We start from the raw sequence: 17,376 nt of genomic DNA, 5'->3' as shown, positions 1-17,376 counted from the left end.
GCTTTACACGCCTTGCGTCAACGTCGCGGGGTTATTCCATTCGAGCGCGAACCGGTGAGGCCTTACTGACCGGCTTTCCGATGTTTTGCGTGACATTGGCCGGTGACTCTCCCGTGGGGTCGAATTCATTCGACCTCGGACCCGGATCAAAGGCATGCCGATGATCTGGCGGACTGCGGTCGAATGAATTCGACCCCACAGGAGTAGCGGCGCAGACTCCAGCTTGTCAGGCGACTCCGCGAACTGCGGCGCCCGGGTTCATCCCCCCTTCCTCACGGCCCCGTCCGCCGGGCCGGGCGGATCCCCCATGCGCCAATGTGGACACCGCAGCGCACCATTTTGGCGCCTAGACCGGCCAGGATGGGTGCCCGCCCACCCGGAAACCCGCTGATTCAGCGAAAACCCGACCCGGCACGATACCTGCTAACCCCTTCTTGCCCGCTGGCAGTGCCGCCGCGGGCCTAAGTGCCTCCGCCAACGACGGCGGAACCCGAGCGAGTCGCGTGCGCAAGCACCCGCCACCTCGTTGTTCCAACCCGATTTCGATCCGCGTTTCGCGGGGGCCATGATGTCTGCGCCGCTCATTCTCCGAGCCCGGCACGGACATCCCGCACGGTCCCCAGGGAGACCAGGACGTGCAGGATTAATCATGAAAATCATTGTTGTTGGTCATGGCATGGTGGGTCACAAGTTCCTCGAAGAACTTCACCTCCAGGCATCCGTCCCCACCGAAGTCACCGTGCTGTGCGAGGAGCCTCGTGCCGCCTACGACCGGGTGCATCTGTCCGAATTCTTCGCCGGCAAGAGCGCCGACGATCTCTCCCTGGTGGAGCCCGGCTTCTTCGACAAGAGCGGTTTCTCCCTGCGTCTGAAGACCCGCGCTGCGGCCATCGACCGGCGCCACAAGACGGTCACCACCGCCGATGGCGAGGTGCTGAGCTACGACAAGCTGGTGCTGGCCACCGGCTCCTCGCCCTTCGTTCCGCCGGTCAAGGGCAATGACCGCAGCGACTGCTTCGTCTATCGCACCATCGAAGACCTGGAAGCCATGACCGAATGCGGCGCCCGATCGCAAAGCGGCGTGGTGGTGGGCGGTGGCCTGCTCGGCCTGGAATGCGCCAAGGCGCTGCGCGACCTGGGCCTCGAAACCCATGTGGTCGAATTTGCCCCGCGCCTGATGACGGTGCAGGTGGACGACGACGGCGGGCGCATCCTGCGCAGCAAGATCGAAGAGCTGGGCGTGCGCGTGCACACCAGCCGCAACACGGTGGAGATCACCGACGGCGCCCGTGCCCGTCATCGCATGGTCTTCAACGACGGCAGCCATCTGGAGGCCGACATGATCGTGTTCTCCGCGGGCATCCGCCCCCGGGACGAGCTCGCCCGCCAGAACGCCCTGGCAGTCGGCCCCCGCGGCGGCATCGCGGTGGACGACCACCTGCGCACCAGCGACCCGGACATCTACGCCATCGGCGAGTGCGCCGCCTGGAAGGAGCAGCTCTTCGGCCTGGTCGCCCCCGGCTACGACATGGCCCGCGTGGTGGCCCGCCACATCACCGGCCACACCGACGCCAGCTTTGCCGGCGCCGACATGAGCACCAAGCTCAAGCTGATGGGTGTGGACGTGGCCAGCATTGGCGACGCCCAGAGCAAGACCCCCAACTGCCGCAGCTACCGCTACACCGACGAGCGCAAGCAGATCTACAAGAAGATCGTGGTCAGCGAAGACGGCAAGCGCCTGCTCGGCGCCGTGCTGGTGGGCAACGCCGACGAGTACGGCACCCTGCTGCAGATGGCCCTCAACGGCATCGCCCCACCGGAAGACCCCGAGTTCCTGATCCTCCCCTCCAGCGACGGCAAGGCCAAGCCCGGCCTGGGTGTGGATGCCCTGCCCGACGGCGCCCAGATCTGCTCGTGCAACAACGTCACCAAGGGCCAGATCTGCGCCGCCGTGGGCGAAGGTGTCACCACCGTCGGCGACATGAAGGCCTGCACCAAGGCCGGCGCCACCTGCGGCGGCTGCGTGCCCCTGGTCACCCAGGTCATGAAGGCCGAGATGGCCAAGCGCGGCATGGCGGTGAACAACCACATCTGCGAACACTTCCCCTACTCCCGTCAGGAGCTCTTCCACCTCATCAAGGTGGGCGAGATCAAGAGCTTCGACGAATTGCTGGAGAAGCACGGCAAGGGCCTCGGCTGCGACATCTGCAAGCCCGCCGCCGCCAGCATCTTCGCCTCGTGCTGGAACGAGTTCGTGCTCAAGAAAGACCTGGCCGCCCTGCAGGACAGCAACGACTACTTCCTGGGCAACATCCAGAAGGACGGCACCTACTCGGTGGTGCCGCGCATGGCCGGTGGCGAAGTCACCCCCGACGGCCTCATCGCCGTGGGCCAGGTGGCCAAGAAATACGGCCTCTACACCAAGGTCACCGGCGGTCAGCGGGTCGACCTGTTCGGTGCCCGCGTGGAGCAGCTGCCCTTCATCTGGGAAGAGCTGATCGCCGCCGGCTTCGAATCCGGCCACGCCTACGGCAAGAGCCTGCGCACCGTGAAGAGCTGCGTCGGCTCCACCTGGTGCCGCTACGGCGTGGGTGACAGCGTGGGCTTCGCGGTCGATCTGGAAAACCGCTACAAGGGCCTGCGCGCCCCCCACAAGATCAAGTTCGGCGTGTCGGGCTGCACCCGCGAGTGCGCCGAAGCCCAGGGCAAGGACGTGGGCATCATCGCCACCGAGAAGGGCTGGAACCTGTATGTATGCGGCAACGGCGGCATGAAGCCCCGTCACGCCGAGCTGCTGGCAGCCGACCTGACCCGGGAACAACTCGTCCAGTTGGTGGACCGCTTCCTGATGTTCTACGTGCGCACCGCCGACCGCCTGCAGCGCACCAGCACCTGGCGCGACAACCTGGAAGGCGGCCTCGACTACCTGAAGGACGTGGTGGTGAACGACAGCCTGGGCCTGGCTGCCGAGCTGGAAGCCCAGATGCAGCGGGTGGTGGACACCTACCAGTGCGAATGGAAGACCGCCGTCACCACGCCGGAGGTGCGCCAGCGCTTCCGTTCCTTCGTCAATAGCGAGAAGACCGACGAGCACATCGTCTTTGTGGAAGAGCGCGGCCAGATCCGCCCCGCCCGCCCTGAAGAGCGCACCGCCGACCTCGACACCCTTGCCACGCCCGCCTGAGGAGCCCGACATGAGCAATGCCCCCCTCGCCTGGACCACCGTGTGCCCGGTGGACGACATCCTGCCCAACACCGGCGTCTGCGCCCTCGTGGAGGACCGCCACGTAGCGGTGTTCCGCATCGGCGACGCCAGCTTCTACGCCATCGACAATGTGGACCCAAAGTCCGGTGCCAGCGTCCTGTCCCGGGGCCTGGTCGGCAACCTCGGTGAGCACATCGTAGTCGCCTCGCCGCTCTACAAGAACCACTTTGATCTGGCCACCGGCGCCTGTCTTGAGACCCCGGAATACTCGGTGCGAGCCCACAGCGTACGCATCGAGGGCGGCCGCGTGCAGGTCGCCCTGGGCTGATCGCCCATGTCAGGGGAGCGTGCAGGGGCGATTTCAGTCGCCCGCGGACTCCGGTGAACGGCTTGCCCGTGGATGACGTGGGGATGGACGACTGAAGTCGCCCCTACATCGCCCCAACACGCCCCTGCACAGCCCCCTCAACAACTTTGAAAAGGTAATCCCATGGCCTATCTCGCCCCCGCCGAGTTCGTCACCAAAATGGTGGACGCAGGTGAATCCAAGCTGCTCATGTCCACCCGCGACACCCTGATCCGGGCCTACATGGCCGGTGCCATCCTGGCCCTGGCCGCCGCCTTTGCGGTCAGCGTGTCGGTCAACACCGGCAACCCGCTGATCGGCGCCCTGCTCTTTCCGGTGGGCTTCTGCATGCTCTACCTGCTGGGCTTCGACCTGCTCACCGGCGTGTTCACCCTCGCTCCGCTGGCTGTGATGGACAAGCGCCCTGGCGCCACCTGGAACGGCGTGCTGCGCAACTGGGGCCTGGTGTTCACCGGCAACTTTGCCGGCGCCCTGACCGTGGCCGTGTTCATGGCTGTCATTTTCACCAATGGCTTCACCGAGGCCCCCAACGCCATCGGCCAGAAGATCGGCCACATCGGCGAAGGCCGCACGGTGGGCTACGCCGCCCACGGTGCCGGCGGCATGCTGACCCTGTTCATCCGGGCCGTGATGTGCAACTGGATGGTGTCCACCGGCGTCGTCGCCGCCATGATGTCCACCAGCGTATCGGGCAAGGTCATCGCCATGTGGATGCCCATCCTGGTGTTCTTCTACATGGGTTTCGAGCACAGCATCGTCAACATGTACCTGTTCCCGTCGGGCCTCATGCTGGGCGGCAACTTCACCTTTATGGACTACATGATCTGGAACGAGATCCCCACCGTGCTGGGCAACCTGGTGGGCGGCCTGACCTTCGTCGGCGCCACGCTCTACTCCACCCACTACAAGACGGCCCCCAAGCGTCGCGCCGCCTGATCGCCCCCGCCGCCAGGAAGCCCGGCATGTCTGCCCCCGGCTTGCGTGTCAGCCTTGGCCAGGCTTCCCTGGCGGCCGACGATCACATCAACCAGGATTTTCACGGGGCCTGCCTGCCCCGCGGACACCAGCTCGCCGGCAAGGGCATCGTCCTGGCCCTGGCCGACGGCATCAGCACCAGCCAGGTCAGCCAGCTGGCCAGCCAGACCGCCGTCCGCTCCTTTCTCGAGGACTACTACGCCACCTCCGAAGCCTGGTCGGTACGCCGCGCCGCCGAGCGCGTGCTGAGTGCCACCAACGCCTGGCTTCATGCCCAGACCATGGGCAGTGATGCCCGCTTCGAGAAGGACCGGGGCTATGTGTGCACCTTCAGCGCCCTGATCCTCAAGGGGCGTGAGCTGCACCTGCTGCATGTGGGTGACTCGCGCATCTACCGGCTCCACCCCCAGGCCCTCGAACAACTCAGCGACGACCACCGGGTCGGTCTGTCGTCCACCGAGTCCTATCTGGGCCGCGCCCTGGGCGCCGGGCCCTACGTGGAGATCGACTACCGGGGCTGGGAGGCCGAGGCCGGCGAGGTCTATCTGCTGGCCACCGACGGGGCCTACGCCCTGCTCCAGGCAGCCGACGTGCAGCAGGCCCTCGCCACCCACCCCGCCGACCTGGATGCCGCCGCCGCCGCGCTGGTGGCTCTGGCCCAGGCGCGAGGTTCCGACGACGATGCCACCCTGCAGCTCCTGCGCATCGACAGCCTGCCCGCCCGCGATGCCCCCCACCCCCAGCTCGGCCGCGAGGGGCTGGCCCTGCCGCCCACCCTGGCCCCGCGCATGAGCTTCGAGGGCTTCACCATCCTGCGCGAACTGCAGGTAAGCGCCCGCAGCCACCTGCACCTGGCCATTGACGAGCAGAGCGGGCAGCCCTGGGTCATCAAGACCCCCTCGGTGGACCTGCAGCAAGACCCGGAATACCTCGACCGCTTCGTCCTTGAAGAGTGGATCGCCCGGCGCATCGACAACCCCCATGTGGTCAAGGCCTGGCCCGGCGACCGGCCCCGCAGCCACCTCTTCGTGGCCATGGAGTTCATCGAGGGCCAGACCCTGGCCCAGTGGCGGGTGGATAACCCCCAGCCCGGCCTCGACAGCGTGCGCGGCCTCGTCGCCCAGATCGCCCAGGGCCTGCAGGCCCTGCACCGCCGCGAAATGCTCCACCAGGATCTGCGCCCGGAGAACGTGATGATCGACCCCCAGGGCACGGTCAAGCTCATCGACCTGGCCAGCGCCCACGTGGAAGGCCTGGCCGAAACCCACCGGGATGCCCTGGCCTGTGCCGTGCCCGGCAGCCTGCAATACACCGCCCCGGAAGTCCTGCTGGGCGCGGCCGGCAGCCCGCGCAGCGAGCTCTTCGCCCTGGCCACCCTCAGCTATCAGCTCCTCACCGGCCAGCTCCCCTACGGCCTCGACGCCCCCCGGGTACGCAGCCCCGACGATCTGCGCCGCCTGCGCTACGTGCCCGCCCGCCACCACCGGCCCGACCTCCCCGCCTGGGTGGACGCCGTCCTCGCCAAGGCCCTGCACCCCAGCCCAGCCAAGCGTCAGGAGGTGATCTCCGAGTTCATCCAGGATCTCAAGGCCCCGGGCAGCGAATTCACCCGGCGCAGCAACCCGCCCCTCATCGAACGCAACCCGGTGATGTTCTGGAAAGCCACCACCGCGCTCCTGGGCCTCGCGGTCATCGCCCTGCTGGCGCTGCGCATCCTGACGCACTGAAGCCCCCCAGACGTGCGCAACACATCCGGCTTTTCACGGATTTCCCGTCTGGCTATGCTGAAGGGCGTCCGCGTCCGCCCCCAAGGTCCATGCCCAACCCCTACACTCTCACCGACATCGAGCTCGACGCCCTGCTGACCGACGACGCCCCCTGGGGCGACGCCACCTCGTGGGGGCTCGGCATCAGCACGCTCCCCGGCCGCATGCACTTCCACGCCCGCCACGCCCAGGTGGTGTGCGGCAGCGAAGAGGCCGCACGCATGGGTGTGTTGCGTGGCCTGGAGATCAAGGGCGAGGTGGTGCCCAGCGGCACGGTGGTAGAGCCCGGCACCCCGCTCCTGAGCTTCACCGGCCGCGCGGCCGACCTGCACCGGGTGTGGAAGCCTGCCCAGACCCTGATGGAGTACGCCGGCGGCATCGCCAGCGCGACCGCCGAACTGCTGGCCGCCGCCCGCCGGGGCAACCCCCTGGTGCGCGTAGCCTGCACCCGCAAGCACCACCCTGGCAGCAAATCCCTCTCCGTCAAGGCCATCCTCTGCGGCGGGGCGGCCCCCCATCGTCTAAGCATCTCCGACACCCTGCTGGTGTTTGCCGAGCACCGCGCCTTTCTCGGCGATCTGCAGCCGGCCCAGCTCATCGCCCGCCTGAAACAGGCCTGGCCCGAGCGCCAGGTGGTCGTGGAAGTAGCCAGTGCCGACGAGGCGGCCCGCTGGATGCATGCCGGCGCCGACGTCATCCAGCTGGAAAAATGCGCACCGGAGATCATCAGACAAGTGGTCACCCGGGCCGGCACCGGGCGCTGCCAGATCGCCGTCGCCGGCGGAGTGACCCCGGACAATGCACAAGCCTATGCCGCAACCGGGGCGCAGATCCTGGTGAGCAGCGCCCCCTACCAGGGCGCACCACGGGATGTGGCGGTGACGATGGAGGCGATCCCCCCATGCCCACCACCCCTCACACCCGCCCTCAGCTGAGCCGCACCATGCCAGCCCGCCACAACACCCAGCTCCTGCTCTGCCTGGCCGGGCATGCCGACGCCACCACGGGGCACTTGCAGCCCTTCGAACGGCCGCCGGGCGGCGCATGGCAGCCGGTGGGTGAGCTCATCCCCGTCACCCTCGGCCGCAGCGGCCTGGCCTGGGGCCGGGGGCTGCATCCCGCCCAGCCGGGGCAACAGAAGCAGGAGGGCGACGGGCGGGCGCCCGCAGGCGTGTTTGCCATCACCGCCCTGTTCGGGGCCGCCCCGGCAGGGGACTACCGCCTGCCCTATCACGCCACCCACCCTGACCTGAAATGCGTGGACGACCCCGCCTCACGCCATTACAACCGCCTGGTCGACGCCCGCAGCACACCCCGGGACTGGACATCCTGCGAGGACATGCTGCGCCGTGATGCCCGCTACACCCTGGGCGCCGTGGTGGCCCACAACAGCCACCCGCCCCTGCCGGGTGCTGGCTCGTGCATCTTCCTGCATGTGTGGGAGAGCCCCACCACCCCCACCGCCGGCTGCACCGCCATGGGCCTTGCCCCCATGACCCGGCTCGCCCGCTGGCTCGACCCCGCCCGCCAGCCCGTACTGGCCCAGTTAGCGGAGCCGGACTACGCCGCCCTCCAGGCCGCCTGGGATCTGCCCCGGCGGTGACAGCCCCCGCCCGCGGCGGCTAGACTGCCGAGCTTTACCGCCTAGGGCCGCCGGCCCCCCGCACCGTGCTCAACCGCATCTGGGTCGCCTTCGTTCTGGTCGGATTCCTCGCCGCCCTCGTGCAAACCCTGCAGGGCGACATGAGCGTCTTCGGGCGCCTGCTCAGCGGCCTCTTCGACACCGCCAAAACCGGCTTCGACATTGCCATCGGCCTGGTCGGCATCATGAGCCTGTGGCTGGGCATCATGAAGATCGGTGAAAAGGGCGGCCTCATCCAGCTCTTCGGCCGCCTGGTGGCCCCGTTTTTCCGGCGCGTCTTCCCCGACATCCCCACCGGCCACCCCGCCAGCGGCAGCATCGTGATGAACGTCTCCGCCAACATGCTCGGCCTCGACAACGCTGCCACGCCCCTGGGCCTGAAGGCCATGCGCGAACTGCAGGAGCTCAACCCGCACAAGGACACCGCCAGCAACCCGATGATCATGTTCCTGGTGCTCAACACCGCGGGCATCACCCTCATCCCCACCTCGGTCATCGCCATCCGCCAGAGCATGGCGGTACAGCAGGGGCTCACCCACTTCAACGCGGCGGACATCTTCCTGCCCACCCTGCTGAGCACCTTCATCTCCTTCACCGCCGGGCTCATCGCCGTGGCCGCCTGGCAGCGCATCAACCTGCTGTGCGCCCCGGTTCTCGCCGTATTTGCCGGTTTTGCCGCCTTGATGGGCGCCCTCTACGCCTGGCTCGCCCCTCTGCCCCCCGAGCAGATGGCCCAGACCATCGGCCTGCTGGGCAGCGGCACCATCCTGTCCCTCATCGTCCTCTTCGTCGGCGTGGCCGCCTGGCGCGGCGTGGACGTGTATGAAGCCTTCGTCGAAGGCGCCCGCGACGGCTTTGGCGTCGCGGTGCAGATCATCCCCTACCTCATCGCCATGCTTGCCGCCATCTCCCTGTTCCGCAACAGCGGCTGCATGGACTACCTCATCGACGGCATCCGCAGCGTCGTGCTGGCCCTCGGCCTCAACGCAGACTTCGTCCCCGCCCTCCCCGTCGGCCTCATGAAGACCCTCAGCGGCAGCGGCGCCCGCGGCCTGATGGTGGACGTCATGACCACCCACGGCGTCGACTCCTTCCCCGGCCGCCTCGCCGCCATCATCCAGGGCTCCACCGAAACCACCTTCTACGTGCTCGCGGTGTACTTCGGCAGCGTCAACATCACCCGCATGCGCCACGCCGTCGCCTGCGGCCTGATCGCCGACTTGGTCGGCCTGGTCGGTGCCATCGGCGTGGGGTATCTGTTCTACCACGGTGGGTGAGCGGCTAAGGCCTCCATGGGGTCGAATTCACCCTACTTTCCTCAGTTTGAAGTCGTCTGCCACCTTGGGCGCCATGGCCTTTCCCGTGGGGTCGAATTAATTCGACTCCACGGGAAAGCTGCTGCCGCACAGGCCGTTGATCACCTGCATTTTCTGTCCCCTCTGACCTGCCGGATGGAGATTCGACCTCCTCACAGGCACCGGCGCCACACTTGTCATAGCCCGTGAGGTGTCGTTAAATCCGCTGGCATATGAAAATCATGGCACCCATGACCTCTCTTGCCTTTCGGATCAGCCTCAACAAGAGCCGCGACGAGATCGAGAGCATGCTGGGACCGTCGATGGACACGCCCTATTTTCAGAGCACCGGGCGGGATCTGATATACGCCACCGGCCCGCAACGCGATTCGGTGTTTGGCTTGGATTCCGAATGGCTGCTGATCTGGCTGGATGAACAGGGGGCTTACAAACGCCATGCGATTGTCACGGATTGAAAATATGCGCAGGCACCTCCGTGCGTTGAGATCGGGCTGCGCTTCAACAAGCCCGATTCAACGTCTCGCTCTCATCGTCTTCGCCGGACCCGTATTGATGGGCTTACAGATTGTCGTCTCGCAACTCCTTCCACCAATTGGGGCTATTTTCTTTCTCATCACCATCATGTTCCTTGAAGCGATAGAGAGCCATGGCATACCTACCCTTCAAAGCTCACCCGATGGGTGGCCAGTTCCGACCCCAGTGGGGTGGAACCATGCCGTCGCACTATGGTGGATCTTCTGGTCGGGAGGATTGGCAGTCGCCTTTCTTTGGCGCACCTGCAAAGGCTGGTGGTTCCAGAGATGAGTCCTCTGTCGCACCCAATTTCAAGCACCTCGGATGGTCCGGATGAGCATCAAACCAAGACACTCTCCACGGAGAACACTCCATGAGCATGCTGTGCAACATCTATCGAATCACGCCGGAGCAGGCCGAGCACTTGAAGCGCCTTCCTGACGCCGTCGGCGATCTGCTTGGCCTTGAGGCGCCCGCCCCGAGGCGGGGGTTTTTCTCGCGTCTTTTCGGGAAGCCCGCCGCCCCCCCTGCCGCCGTCTCCGGAAAGCTCGAACCCGTTTCCGCCGCCAACACCTTTGAACTGGAGCAGACCTGGCACATCCTGCATTTTCTGCTCTCGGGCGGTAACGCAGAGGGCCCCTGGCCCTTGGCCTTCCTGATGTCTGGCGGCGTCGAGGTGGGCCCCGATCTTGGCTATGGCGCGGCCCGGCTGTTCAACCCCGCTCACACCCGGGAGATCACCGCGTTTCTGGGCTCGGTCTCCTTGCAGATGCTGGAGGCCGCCTACATCCCCGAAGCCATCGAAGCCGCCGAGATCTACTGGCGCCCTTCGACCGATACGCAGGAGCAAAGGCAACAACTGGACGATCTCTGGCGCGTGCTCGCGGAACTGCGGGCCTTTTACGAAACCGCAAGCCAGGCGGGCAATGCGACCCTCATTTCCATCTACTGACTGCCGGCGGGCTCGACGCGATAACATCCGCGCAATCACTCAACTCCCTTCCGAGCCCATCGCCATGTACTCATCAACTTTCATCTTCGCCAAGAAGGAATACGACGAAGATTTTTATCGCCTGGACGAGGCCATCGCCCAGGCCGCCAAGGACATCCCCGGCTACCTGGGTGAGGAAACCTGGGAGAACCCGAGCACCGGGCTCATCTCCAACGTGTATTACTGGGACAGCCTGGAGGCACTGCAGGCGCTCATCCAGCACCCGACACACCTGGAGGCCAAGGGGCGCCAGGAGAACTGGCTGGCGGGATACCAGGTGGTGATCTCCCAGGTCATCAAGACCTACGGCGACGCGAAGCTTCCCCAACTGTCGTTCCTGAGGTGATGCCCGTGAAACTCGCCTACACCATCATTTACGTGCCCGACGTGCCCGCCTCCCTGGCCTTCTGCGAGGCGGCCTTTGGCATGAGGCGCAGATTTCTGCACGAGAGCGGCACTTACGGCGAGCTGGAAACCGGCGACACGACGCTGTCCTTCGCTGCCCACGCGCTCGGCGACATGAACTTCTCAGGCGGCCATGTGCATGCGGACACCTCGGCCCAGCCCCTGGGTTTCGAGATCGGCCTTGTCACCGACGACGTAGCACAGGCCCATGCCCGCGCCCTGGCCGCCGGTGCCCGGGAGATGGCGCCCCCGGTGCAGAAGCCCTGGGGGCAGACGGTGTCCTATGTGCGCTGCCCGGACGGGTTGCTGGTGGAATTGTGCACGGCCGTCGGGGGCTGAGCGGGCCATGCTGCCCGTCAAGACTGTTCTGACCTGCCTGCTCGCGGGCCTCCTCATCAGCCCACCTGCCAGCGCCGAGCCTGCCCTTTGGCATCTATGGCAGAGCAAGCTCTCCGGCCGGCTGATGTGCGCCCAGACATCGCCAGGTGAAGGCTGGATCCGACTGCGTGGCCCGTTCCGGGATGCGGGTTGCCGCAAGGCGGCGGCATAGAGATCCGCGAGCCTCCTTCTGCTTCTAGAAGCTCACTCCCAGCCGCAGGTAGTAATACGCGCCGTTGTAGCCGAAGGGCGCGTACTGGGAGTACTGGATCACCTTGCCCGCCCCCACGAGGCTGTCGTCGGTCCGGCCCCATTTGTCGGGTCGGGCGTCGAAGAGGTTGACGGCGCCCAGGGCCAGGCTCACGTCCTTGGCAAGGCGCAGGCACAGCTCGGCGTCGAGGGTCCATTTGGCCGAGAAGGCCACCCGGTCGTAGGCACTGACGCTATAGAACTTGCCGAAGCGGTTGAGATTGAGCACCAGGTCGTAAATGCCCTGGCTGTATCGTGACCACAGCTTGATGGCGTCGGCGGGTTGGCTGCCTTCGATCAGCACCCGGGTGAAGGGGTCGAGGATCAGGTCGGTCATGTTGACACCCAGCACCTCGGGCGCCTGGTTGACCTCGGTGATGCGGGTGCGGCTGCGCTGGTAGGCGGCCACCAGCTTGAGCCGGGCGCTGTTTTCCAGTTGGCGGCTGTAGTCCAGACGCAGGTCGAGGCCCCGGGTGCGGGTACCAATGGCGTTGGTGAAGTACACGGCGCCGTCGATGTTGTTCTGGGCCAGCACGGCGGCGGCCTGGGGGCTGAGGGACGACAGGCTGTAGGCCGAGATATAGCCAGTGGGCAGGATGCGGTCGTGGATGTCGGTGACGAACACGTCAGCGCTGGCGGTGAGCTGGGACGAAGGCTGGAAGACCATGCCCAGGGTCAGGTGGCGCGACTTTTCGGGCTTGAGATCGGTGGCGCCCAGGGCCCGTGCCACCGGGTGATCGACCGCGAAATTGCCCCAGAACTGTGCTGCGGCGTCGTTGCTGTTGCGGTAGGTGCCGGTGTACGAAAAATGACTCTGGGACAGGGACGGCGCCCGGAAGCCGGTGCTCACGCTGCTGCGGAAGAGCAGATCGTCGGTGGCGCGGTAGCGCAGGGCCAGCTTGCCGTTGAGGGTCGAACCAAAGTCGCTGTAATGCTCAGCACGGGTGGCTGCATCCAGGATCAGGCGCTCCGTGACGCCGTATTTCAGGTCGCCATACAGAGAGTGGGCCTGACGCTTGGCCGACACGGCGTTTTCGGGGCTGAAGCCAGGAAAACCCTGGGCTCCATAGGCAAAGTTATCAGCGGAGCCCAGCATGTATGAAGCCGCATCACCCTTGAAAATGCGGTAGTGCTCCTGGCGGAACTCGTAGCCGCCGGCCACGGTGTGGCGCCCGATCTTCTTGCTGAAATCCGCGTTGAGGATCTGCTGAGTGTTGCGGGTGGCGCCGCTGTCGAAGGACGTGGGCGTGGCCAGGCCGAGGGAGGTGTTGAGGGAGTTATTGACGTAGAAGTGGTAGTCGTTGTGCCCGTGGGTGTAGCTGATGTCCCAGCGGGCGCCGTCATCGAGCACACCGCGCACACCCGCCGTGGCGGAAAAGTCCAGAATCTTCGGTTCGATGCGCGGAAGGAAACCGTCCGGGTAGAGCGCCGCAATGTTGCGGTCGTCGCCAGCCGTGCGGTAGAAGGCGCCGGCACTGCTGCGGCGCCGGTCATACAGGCCATGCAGATACAAGGTGGCGTCGCCCCGGGGCAGCTCGGCATTAAGGGCGAAGAGGCCGTCCTGGGTGTCGGCATCGCCAAAGTGGGTGTTGATGCGGCCTCCGTCGTTGACGTCCGGCCCGGCCCGGTTGGTGGCGCCCCGATCGCGCCATTCGGCAGTGAGATTGACGAAACCATCCCCCGCCAGCGGCAGCGTGTGAAACAGGGTGCCCTGCCGGGTGATGCCGTCGCCCTCTCCCGTTCGCCCGTAAGTCACCGTGGCCTGGCTGCGCTGGCCGTAGCCCTTGAGGATGATGTTGATGATGCCGGCGATGGCGTCGGAACCATACTGGGCCGCCGCGCCGTCACGCAGCACCTCCACCCGCTCGATGGCGCGCAGGGGGATGGTGGCCAGATCCACCCCCGAACTGCCCCGCCCCACCGTGCCGTTGTTATGCAGCAGCGAACTCTGATGCAGCCGCTTGCCATTGACCAGTACCAGCACCTGATCAGGGCTGAGGCCGCGCAGGGTGAAGGGCGGCGCGTGGTCGGTGCCGTCGGTGATGCTGGGGCGCGGAGCGTTGAAGCCCGGCACCAGCATGGCCAGGGCGCGCTGCAGGTCGGGCTGGCCGGTGGACTGGAGCTGGGCCGCGGTGATGATGTCGATGGGCACCTCGGCATCCAGCGCATCCCGGGCGCCTCCACGGGAGCCGACCGCGGCCTTGGCCTGGGTTTCCACCTGCAGCAACTGGTCGAGCGGGCGGCGGTAATAGTCGTTGGTTTCCTGAACCGCCTTGTCGGCGGCCAGGGCCGTGCCAGCCCCCGCCAGGGCAACACACAGCACGACGCGATGGGGGGCACTCATGGCTTGTCCCCCCGCAGAACGGTGGCAATGGTCAGCAGGGGCGCACCGATGCGCAGGCCCGACTTGAGGGCCGCCGCGTGGTTGATCTTGATGCGCGCCTTCTGCTCGACAAAATCCAGCTGGATGATGCCGCCACTCTCGGCAAAGCCCTTGGCCTCGCTGATGGTCAGGATGCCGTTGCGCTGGGCGTGGTCGATGGCGGCAGCCCGGGCGGCCGAGCTGGCCAGGGTGATGAACAGGGCGTCCGTCTCGCCCACCTGCTCCAGCCGGGTGGCGTAGCGCAGCTCGATGGGCTTGTTGTGGATGCGCTTGTCCCGGTACAGATCATCCAGCAGGCTGCCGAAGGGGTTGTCGTCGAGCAGGGTGATCACGAAGCGGTCCCGGGGTTTGGCCGGCCACTCGATGTAGCTCGCAAAACGTCCGATGAACACCGCCTCGAGCTTGCGCTCCTCGTCGCCCGCCCATGCCCACGGCGCCTGCAGCAGCAACATCAGGCCCAACAACCCCGGAAACATCCTCACCCCGCTCTCCCCTCAGCCCACCACGTAACGGTTGCGACCGGCCTCCTTGGCGCGGTACAGGGCCTTATCGGCCGCGCGGATCATTTTTTCAATATCGTCCTGGGCAGACTGGGGCACCGCCGAATGCACCCCCAGGCTCACGGTGACATGAAACGACGCCTCCGCCGTATCGCGCACCTCCCGGGCCTCAACCCCCGCCCGGATGCGCTCCGCCATCGCCGCGGTGGCCTCCGGCGTCCCGCCATCACAGACCACCAGAAACTCCTCCCCCCCCAGCCGCGCCACCAGATCGTAATCCCGGGCATTGGCCTGGAGCACCCGGGCCACGTCCTGGATCACCCGGTCGCCCACGGGGTGGCCATAGCGGTCATTCACCGCCTTGAAGGCATCGATGTCGAGCATGATGATTCCCAGCGGCTCCCCCTTGCGCTGGGCCCGGGCCAGCATGGTCTGCAGCGTCTCCATGGCATGGCGGCGATTGGCGAGCCCGGTCAGGGCATCGGTAGTGGCCAGCAGGCTGAGGCGCTCGTCCCGCTCGCGGATGTCGGCCAGCATCGCGTGAAAACCCGCGTAAAGCGTACCGAACTCATCCCGCCGATCGGCCTTGAGATCGGCACGGTAATTCTTGGTGCGGGCAACATCCTGCATGGCCCCCACCAGCTTCATGATCGGGCGGGTAAACAAGGACTGCAGCTTGACCGACAAAAACAGCAGCAGCACCAGCGTGAGCACCGACGTGACGACCTGCAGCAGCACCAGCTCGCGAATCCTGGCCCACATCACCCCGGTGTCGGACACCACCGCCAGCACCCCGATGGGCGCCCCCTCAAAGAACACCGGGCGCAGCACCCCCATGAGATCGTTGTCGATGTGCTCCACAAAGCCATCAACCCGCCCCAACGCATCGGCACTGCCCAGAATCCTCGCCTGCACACCGGCCTGCAAGCGCGACACCAGCGCCCCGGACAGCCGGGCCGCCCGATACTCGGCCAGCGGCCGCCCCGACTCATCGTTGACCACCGCCAGCAAAACGTGTGGATCAGCCCGCAGAGAGGCCAGCATGGTGTTGGCACTACCCGCATCGCCAAAGGCCAGCGCCGCCCGCATGTTTTCACTGATCACGTCGGTAAGCTGATGCAGCACACGCAACGACGCCCGGGACTCGCTCAGGTAAGTTGAATAGATCGTGATCGCCGACGAGATCAGCAAGGCCAGCGCCGCGCTCAGGCCAAGCAGGACAATCAGCTTGTAGCGAATCGAGATCCTGTCAAACATCTGCTCTGCCAGTCATGCGCCTGCGTGGATCATCGGGGGCCGAGAGCACCCGCAGGGCTGTTCTTGTTTATTGTTGTGTTCGGGCCTAGGCCCGGCGTGTCTGCAGCGCGCAGCCTCAAGGCCGCCCGGGAGATGTTACCCCAAGCGCGGGCGTGATCCTGCCTGTTGCAGGCGGGGGTGTCTATCGTGGGGTGGGGGTTGCAGGGACAAGGGAAGGGACAGGGGCTCAGACCGCGTCAAGGGGCGACACCACCCCGCGCCCGCCCCTGTTGAGGACATGGGTATAAATCATCGTGGTGGCCACATCCGCGTGGCCCAACAGTTCCTGCACGGTGCGGATGTCGTAGCCCCCCTGCAGCAGGTGGGTCGCAAAAGAGTGGCGCAAGGTATGCGGTGTTGCCGGCTTTGCCAACCCAGCGGCCTGCACCGCCTTCTTCATCGCCCGCTGCAGCAACTTCTCGTCCATGTGATGCCGCCGCTCGGCGCCGCTGCGCGGATCGACAGAGTAGCTCCCCGCCACAAAGACGTACTGCCAACCCCATTCCGAAGCTGCATTCGGATACTTGCGCTCCAACGCATCAGGAAGATAAACCGAGGCCTTGCCCCGGCGCAGATCATCCTCATACACCACCCGGCGATGCGCCAGATGCGCGCGCAAAGGCACAATCACGCTCTGCGGCAGCATCGTGACGCGATCCTTGGCGCCCTTGCCATCCCGCACCACAATCTCGGCGCGCTCGAACTCCACATCCTTGACCCGCAGACGCACGCACTCCATCAAGCGCATACCCGTGCCGTACAGCATCTGCGCCATCAGCCCGTGCGTGCCTTCCATCCGGGCCAACACGGCATTGACCTCGCCGCGCGTAAGCACCACGGGCAGACGCGCAGGGCGTTTGGCCCGAACCACCTTGTCGAGCCAGGGCAGGTCCATTTCAAGGACTTCCCGATACAGAAACAATAGTGCCGACAGGGCCTGATTTTGCGTAGCAGCAACCTTGCCCGACACGGCCAAGTCCGTCAGAAACGCCTCCACCTCAGCCACCCCCATCTCCCGGGGATGTCGTTTGTCATGAAAAAGAATGAACCGCCTTGCCCATTGGACATACTGCACCTCCGTCCGTATGCTGTAGTGCTTGAGACGCAAGCGGTCCCGGAGCTGGTCAAGCAACTTGGGTGGCTGGGGGGCATCGCCGGATAGATATTTACTCATGATTCAATAAAATCAAATACTTGAAATATGAATCATTACGTTATACACCTTTATGACAATGAGTATACACCGCGTGCGGTGTATACTGGACGTTGAACTAAACCGCTGACGCGGTGGCCGGTGCGCAAGGCATTTGGGATTTCCATCGTGCTTGGCGAGCACCGTCTTTCGAGCAGTTTTCCCAGCAAACTTCGCCGCTTGATCGATCCTAAAACC

The 17,376-nt window shown here is 65.7% G+C and carries 16 protein-coding genes; 12 read left to right on the top strand and 4 right to left on the bottom strand.

Annotated features, from left to right (window positions below; translation table 11 throughout):
- Window positions 1–649 precede the first annotated feature (649 nt).
- The 12 genes from nirB to PHI64_RS16065 all read left to right on the top strand — a co-directional run bounded on the left by nirB (window position 650) and on the right by PHI64_RS16065 (window position 11,730).
- Window positions 650–3,184 carry a nitrite reductase large subunit NirB gene (gene nirB, locus PHI64_RS16120; protein ID WP_299884724.1) on the top strand — a complete coding sequence of 845 codons (2,535 nt, stop codon included), beginning with the start codon at window positions 650–652 and terminating at the stop codon, window positions 3,182–3,184.
- Window positions 3,185–3,194: 10 nt separating this feature from the next.
- On the top strand, window positions 3,195–3,533 hold the full coding sequence (nirD, locus tag PHI64_RS16115; RefSeq protein ID WP_299884722.1) for a nitrite reductase small subunit NirD: 339 nt from the start codon (window positions 3,195–3,197) through the stop codon (window positions 3,531–3,533).
- 162 nt (window positions 3,534–3,695) lie between these two features.
- Window positions 3,696–4,508: a formate/nitrite transporter family protein gene (locus tag PHI64_RS16110; RefSeq protein WP_299884719.1), complete on the top strand. Its 813-nt coding sequence runs from the start codon at window positions 3,696–3,698 to the stop codon at window positions 4,506–4,508.
- Between the two features lie 26 nt (window positions 4,509–4,534).
- Complete coding sequence (locus tag PHI64_RS16105; protein ID WP_299884716.1) at window positions 4,535–6,274, top strand: bifunctional protein-serine/threonine kinase/phosphatase; 1,740 nt, start codon at window positions 4,535–4,537, stop codon at window positions 6,272–6,274.
- Window positions 6,275–6,363: 89 nt separating this feature from the next.
- On the top strand, window positions 6,364–7,248 hold the full coding sequence (gene modD, locus PHI64_RS16100; RefSeq protein WP_299884714.1) for a ModD protein: 885 nt from the start codon (window positions 6,364–6,366) through the stop codon (window positions 7,246–7,248).
- Window positions 7,215–7,916: a L,D-transpeptidase family protein gene (locus PHI64_RS16095; RefSeq protein WP_299884711.1), complete on the top strand. Its 702-nt coding sequence runs from the start codon at window positions 7,215–7,217 to the stop codon at window positions 7,914–7,916. Before modD ends, PHI64_RS16095 begins: the two co-directional genes overlap by 34 nt.
- A gap of 65 nt (window positions 7,917–7,981) precedes the next feature.
- Window positions 7,982–9,232 carry a nucleoside recognition domain-containing protein gene (locus PHI64_RS16090; protein WP_299884708.1) on the top strand — a complete coding sequence of 417 codons (1,251 nt, stop codon included), beginning with the start codon at window positions 7,982–7,984 and terminating at the stop codon, window positions 9,230–9,232.
- Between the two features lie 260 nt (window positions 9,233–9,492).
- Entirely contained in the window at window positions 9,493–9,726 is a 234-nt protein-coding gene (locus tag PHI64_RS16085; protein ID WP_299884705.1) for a hypothetical protein, read from the top strand.
- 431 nt (window positions 9,727–10,157) lie between these two features.
- Window positions 10,158–10,736 (top strand): YfbM family protein, encoded by a 579-nt coding sequence (locus tag PHI64_RS16080; RefSeq protein WP_299884702.1) that lies wholly within the window; start codon window positions 10,158–10,160, stop codon window positions 10,734–10,736.
- A gap of 64 nt (window positions 10,737–10,800) precedes the next feature.
- Window positions 10,801–11,121 carry an antibiotic biosynthesis monooxygenase gene (locus tag PHI64_RS16075; protein WP_299884700.1) on the top strand — a complete coding sequence of 107 codons (321 nt, stop codon included), beginning with the start codon at window positions 10,801–10,803 and terminating at the stop codon, window positions 11,119–11,121.
- Between the two features lie 5 nt (window positions 11,122–11,126).
- Window positions 11,127–11,519, top strand: a complete 393-nt coding sequence (locus PHI64_RS16070) for a VOC family protein (RefSeq protein WP_299884697.1) — start codon at window positions 11,127–11,129, stop codon at window positions 11,517–11,519.
- 7 nt (window positions 11,520–11,526) lie between these two features.
- Window positions 11,527–11,730: a hypothetical protein gene (locus PHI64_RS16065; RefSeq protein ID WP_299884694.1), complete on the top strand. Its 204-nt coding sequence runs from the start codon at window positions 11,527–11,529 to the stop codon at window positions 11,728–11,730.
- A 24-nt stretch (window positions 11,731–11,754) separates the two neighbouring features.
- Here the strand turns inward: PHI64_RS16065 and PHI64_RS16060 are convergent, their stop codons facing one another.
- The 4 genes from PHI64_RS16060 to PHI64_RS16045 form a co-directional block, all read right to left on the bottom strand.
- On the bottom strand, window positions 11,755–14,151 hold the full coding sequence (locus PHI64_RS16060; protein ID WP_299884692.1) for a TonB-dependent receptor: 2,397 nt from the start codon (window positions 14,149–14,151) through the stop codon (window positions 11,755–11,757).
- On the bottom strand, window positions 14,148–14,666 hold the full coding sequence (locus tag PHI64_RS16055; protein WP_299884794.1) for a YfiR family protein: 519 nt from the start codon (window positions 14,664–14,666) through the stop codon (window positions 14,148–14,150). Before PHI64_RS16055 ends, PHI64_RS16060 begins: the two co-directional genes overlap by 4 nt.
- An 18-nt stretch (window positions 14,667–14,684) precedes the next feature.
- Window positions 14,685–15,947 carry a diguanylate cyclase gene (locus tag PHI64_RS16050; RefSeq protein ID WP_299884689.1) on the bottom strand — a complete coding sequence of 421 codons (1,263 nt, stop codon included), beginning with the start codon at window positions 15,945–15,947 and terminating at the stop codon, window positions 14,685–14,687.
- A gap of 226 nt (window positions 15,948–16,173) precedes the next feature.
- Window positions 16,174–17,160, bottom strand: coding sequence for an integron integrase (locus tag PHI64_RS16045; RefSeq protein ID WP_299884687.1), 987 nt, complete (start codon window positions 17,158–17,160; stop codon window positions 16,174–16,176).
- Between the last annotated feature and the right edge of the window lie 216 nt (window positions 17,161–17,376).

Origin of the sequence: Zoogloea sp. (genome assembly GCF_028689785.1) — a bacterium.
In the GTDB taxonomy this organism is placed as follows: domain Bacteria; phylum Pseudomonadota; class Gammaproteobacteria; order Burkholderiales; family Rhodocyclaceae; genus Zoogloea.
Note: the sequence above shows the minus strand (reverse complement) of the source record. Positions and strands in the feature narration are given on the sequence as shown.

What these genes read in the sequence shown, in the direction of transcription:
- PHI64_RS16095 (WP_299884711.1), top strand. Translation starts at nt 7,215, where the DNA reads ATGCCCACCACCCCTCACACCCGCCCTCAGCTGAGCCGCACCATGCCA.
- PHI64_RS16065 (WP_299884694.1), top strand. Translation starts at nt 11,527, where the DNA reads ATGCTGCCCGTCAAGACTGTTCTGACCTGCCTGCTCGCGGGCCTCCTC.
- PHI64_RS16110 (WP_299884719.1), top strand. Translation starts at nt 3,696, where the DNA reads ATGGCCTATCTCGCCCCCGCCGAGTTCGTCACCAAAATGGTGGACGCA.
- nirB (WP_299884724.1), top strand. Translation starts at nt 650, where the DNA reads ATGAAAATCATTGTTGTTGGTCATGGCATGGTGGGTCACAAGTTCCTC.
- nirD (WP_299884722.1), top strand. Translation starts at nt 3,195, where the DNA reads ATGAGCAATGCCCCCCTCGCCTGGACCACCGTGTGCCCGGTGGACGAC.
- PHI64_RS16060 (WP_299884692.1), bottom strand. Translation starts at nt 14,151, where the DNA reads ATGAGTGCCCCCCATCGCGTCGTGCTGTGTGTTGCCCTGGCGGGGGCT.
- PHI64_RS16045 (WP_299884687.1), bottom strand. Translation starts at nt 17,160, where the DNA reads ATGAGTAAATATCTATCCGGCGATGCCCCCCAGCCACCCAAGTTGCTT.
- PHI64_RS16105 (WP_299884716.1), top strand. Translation starts at nt 4,535, where the DNA reads ATGTCTGCCCCCGGCTTGCGTGTCAGCCTTGGCCAGGCTTCCCTGGCG.
- PHI64_RS16075 (WP_299884700.1), top strand. Translation starts at nt 10,801, where the DNA reads ATGTACTCATCAACTTTCATCTTCGCCAAGAAGGAATACGACGAAGAT.
- PHI64_RS16080 (WP_299884702.1), top strand. Translation starts at nt 10,158, where the DNA reads ATGAGCATGCTGTGCAACATCTATCGAATCACGCCGGAGCAGGCCGAG.
- modD (WP_299884714.1), top strand. Translation starts at nt 6,364, where the DNA reads ATGCCCAACCCCTACACTCTCACCGACATCGAGCTCGACGCCCTGCTG.
- PHI64_RS16055 (WP_299884794.1), bottom strand. Translation starts at nt 14,666, where the DNA reads ATGTTTCCGGGGTTGTTGGGCCTGATGTTGCTGCTGCAGGCGCCGTGG.
- PHI64_RS16085 (WP_299884705.1), top strand. Translation starts at nt 9,493, where the DNA reads ATGGCACCCATGACCTCTCTTGCCTTTCGGATCAGCCTCAACAAGAGC.
- PHI64_RS16050 (WP_299884689.1), bottom strand. Translation starts at nt 15,947, where the DNA reads ATGTTTGACAGGATCTCGATTCGCTACAAGCTGATTGTCCTGCTTGGC.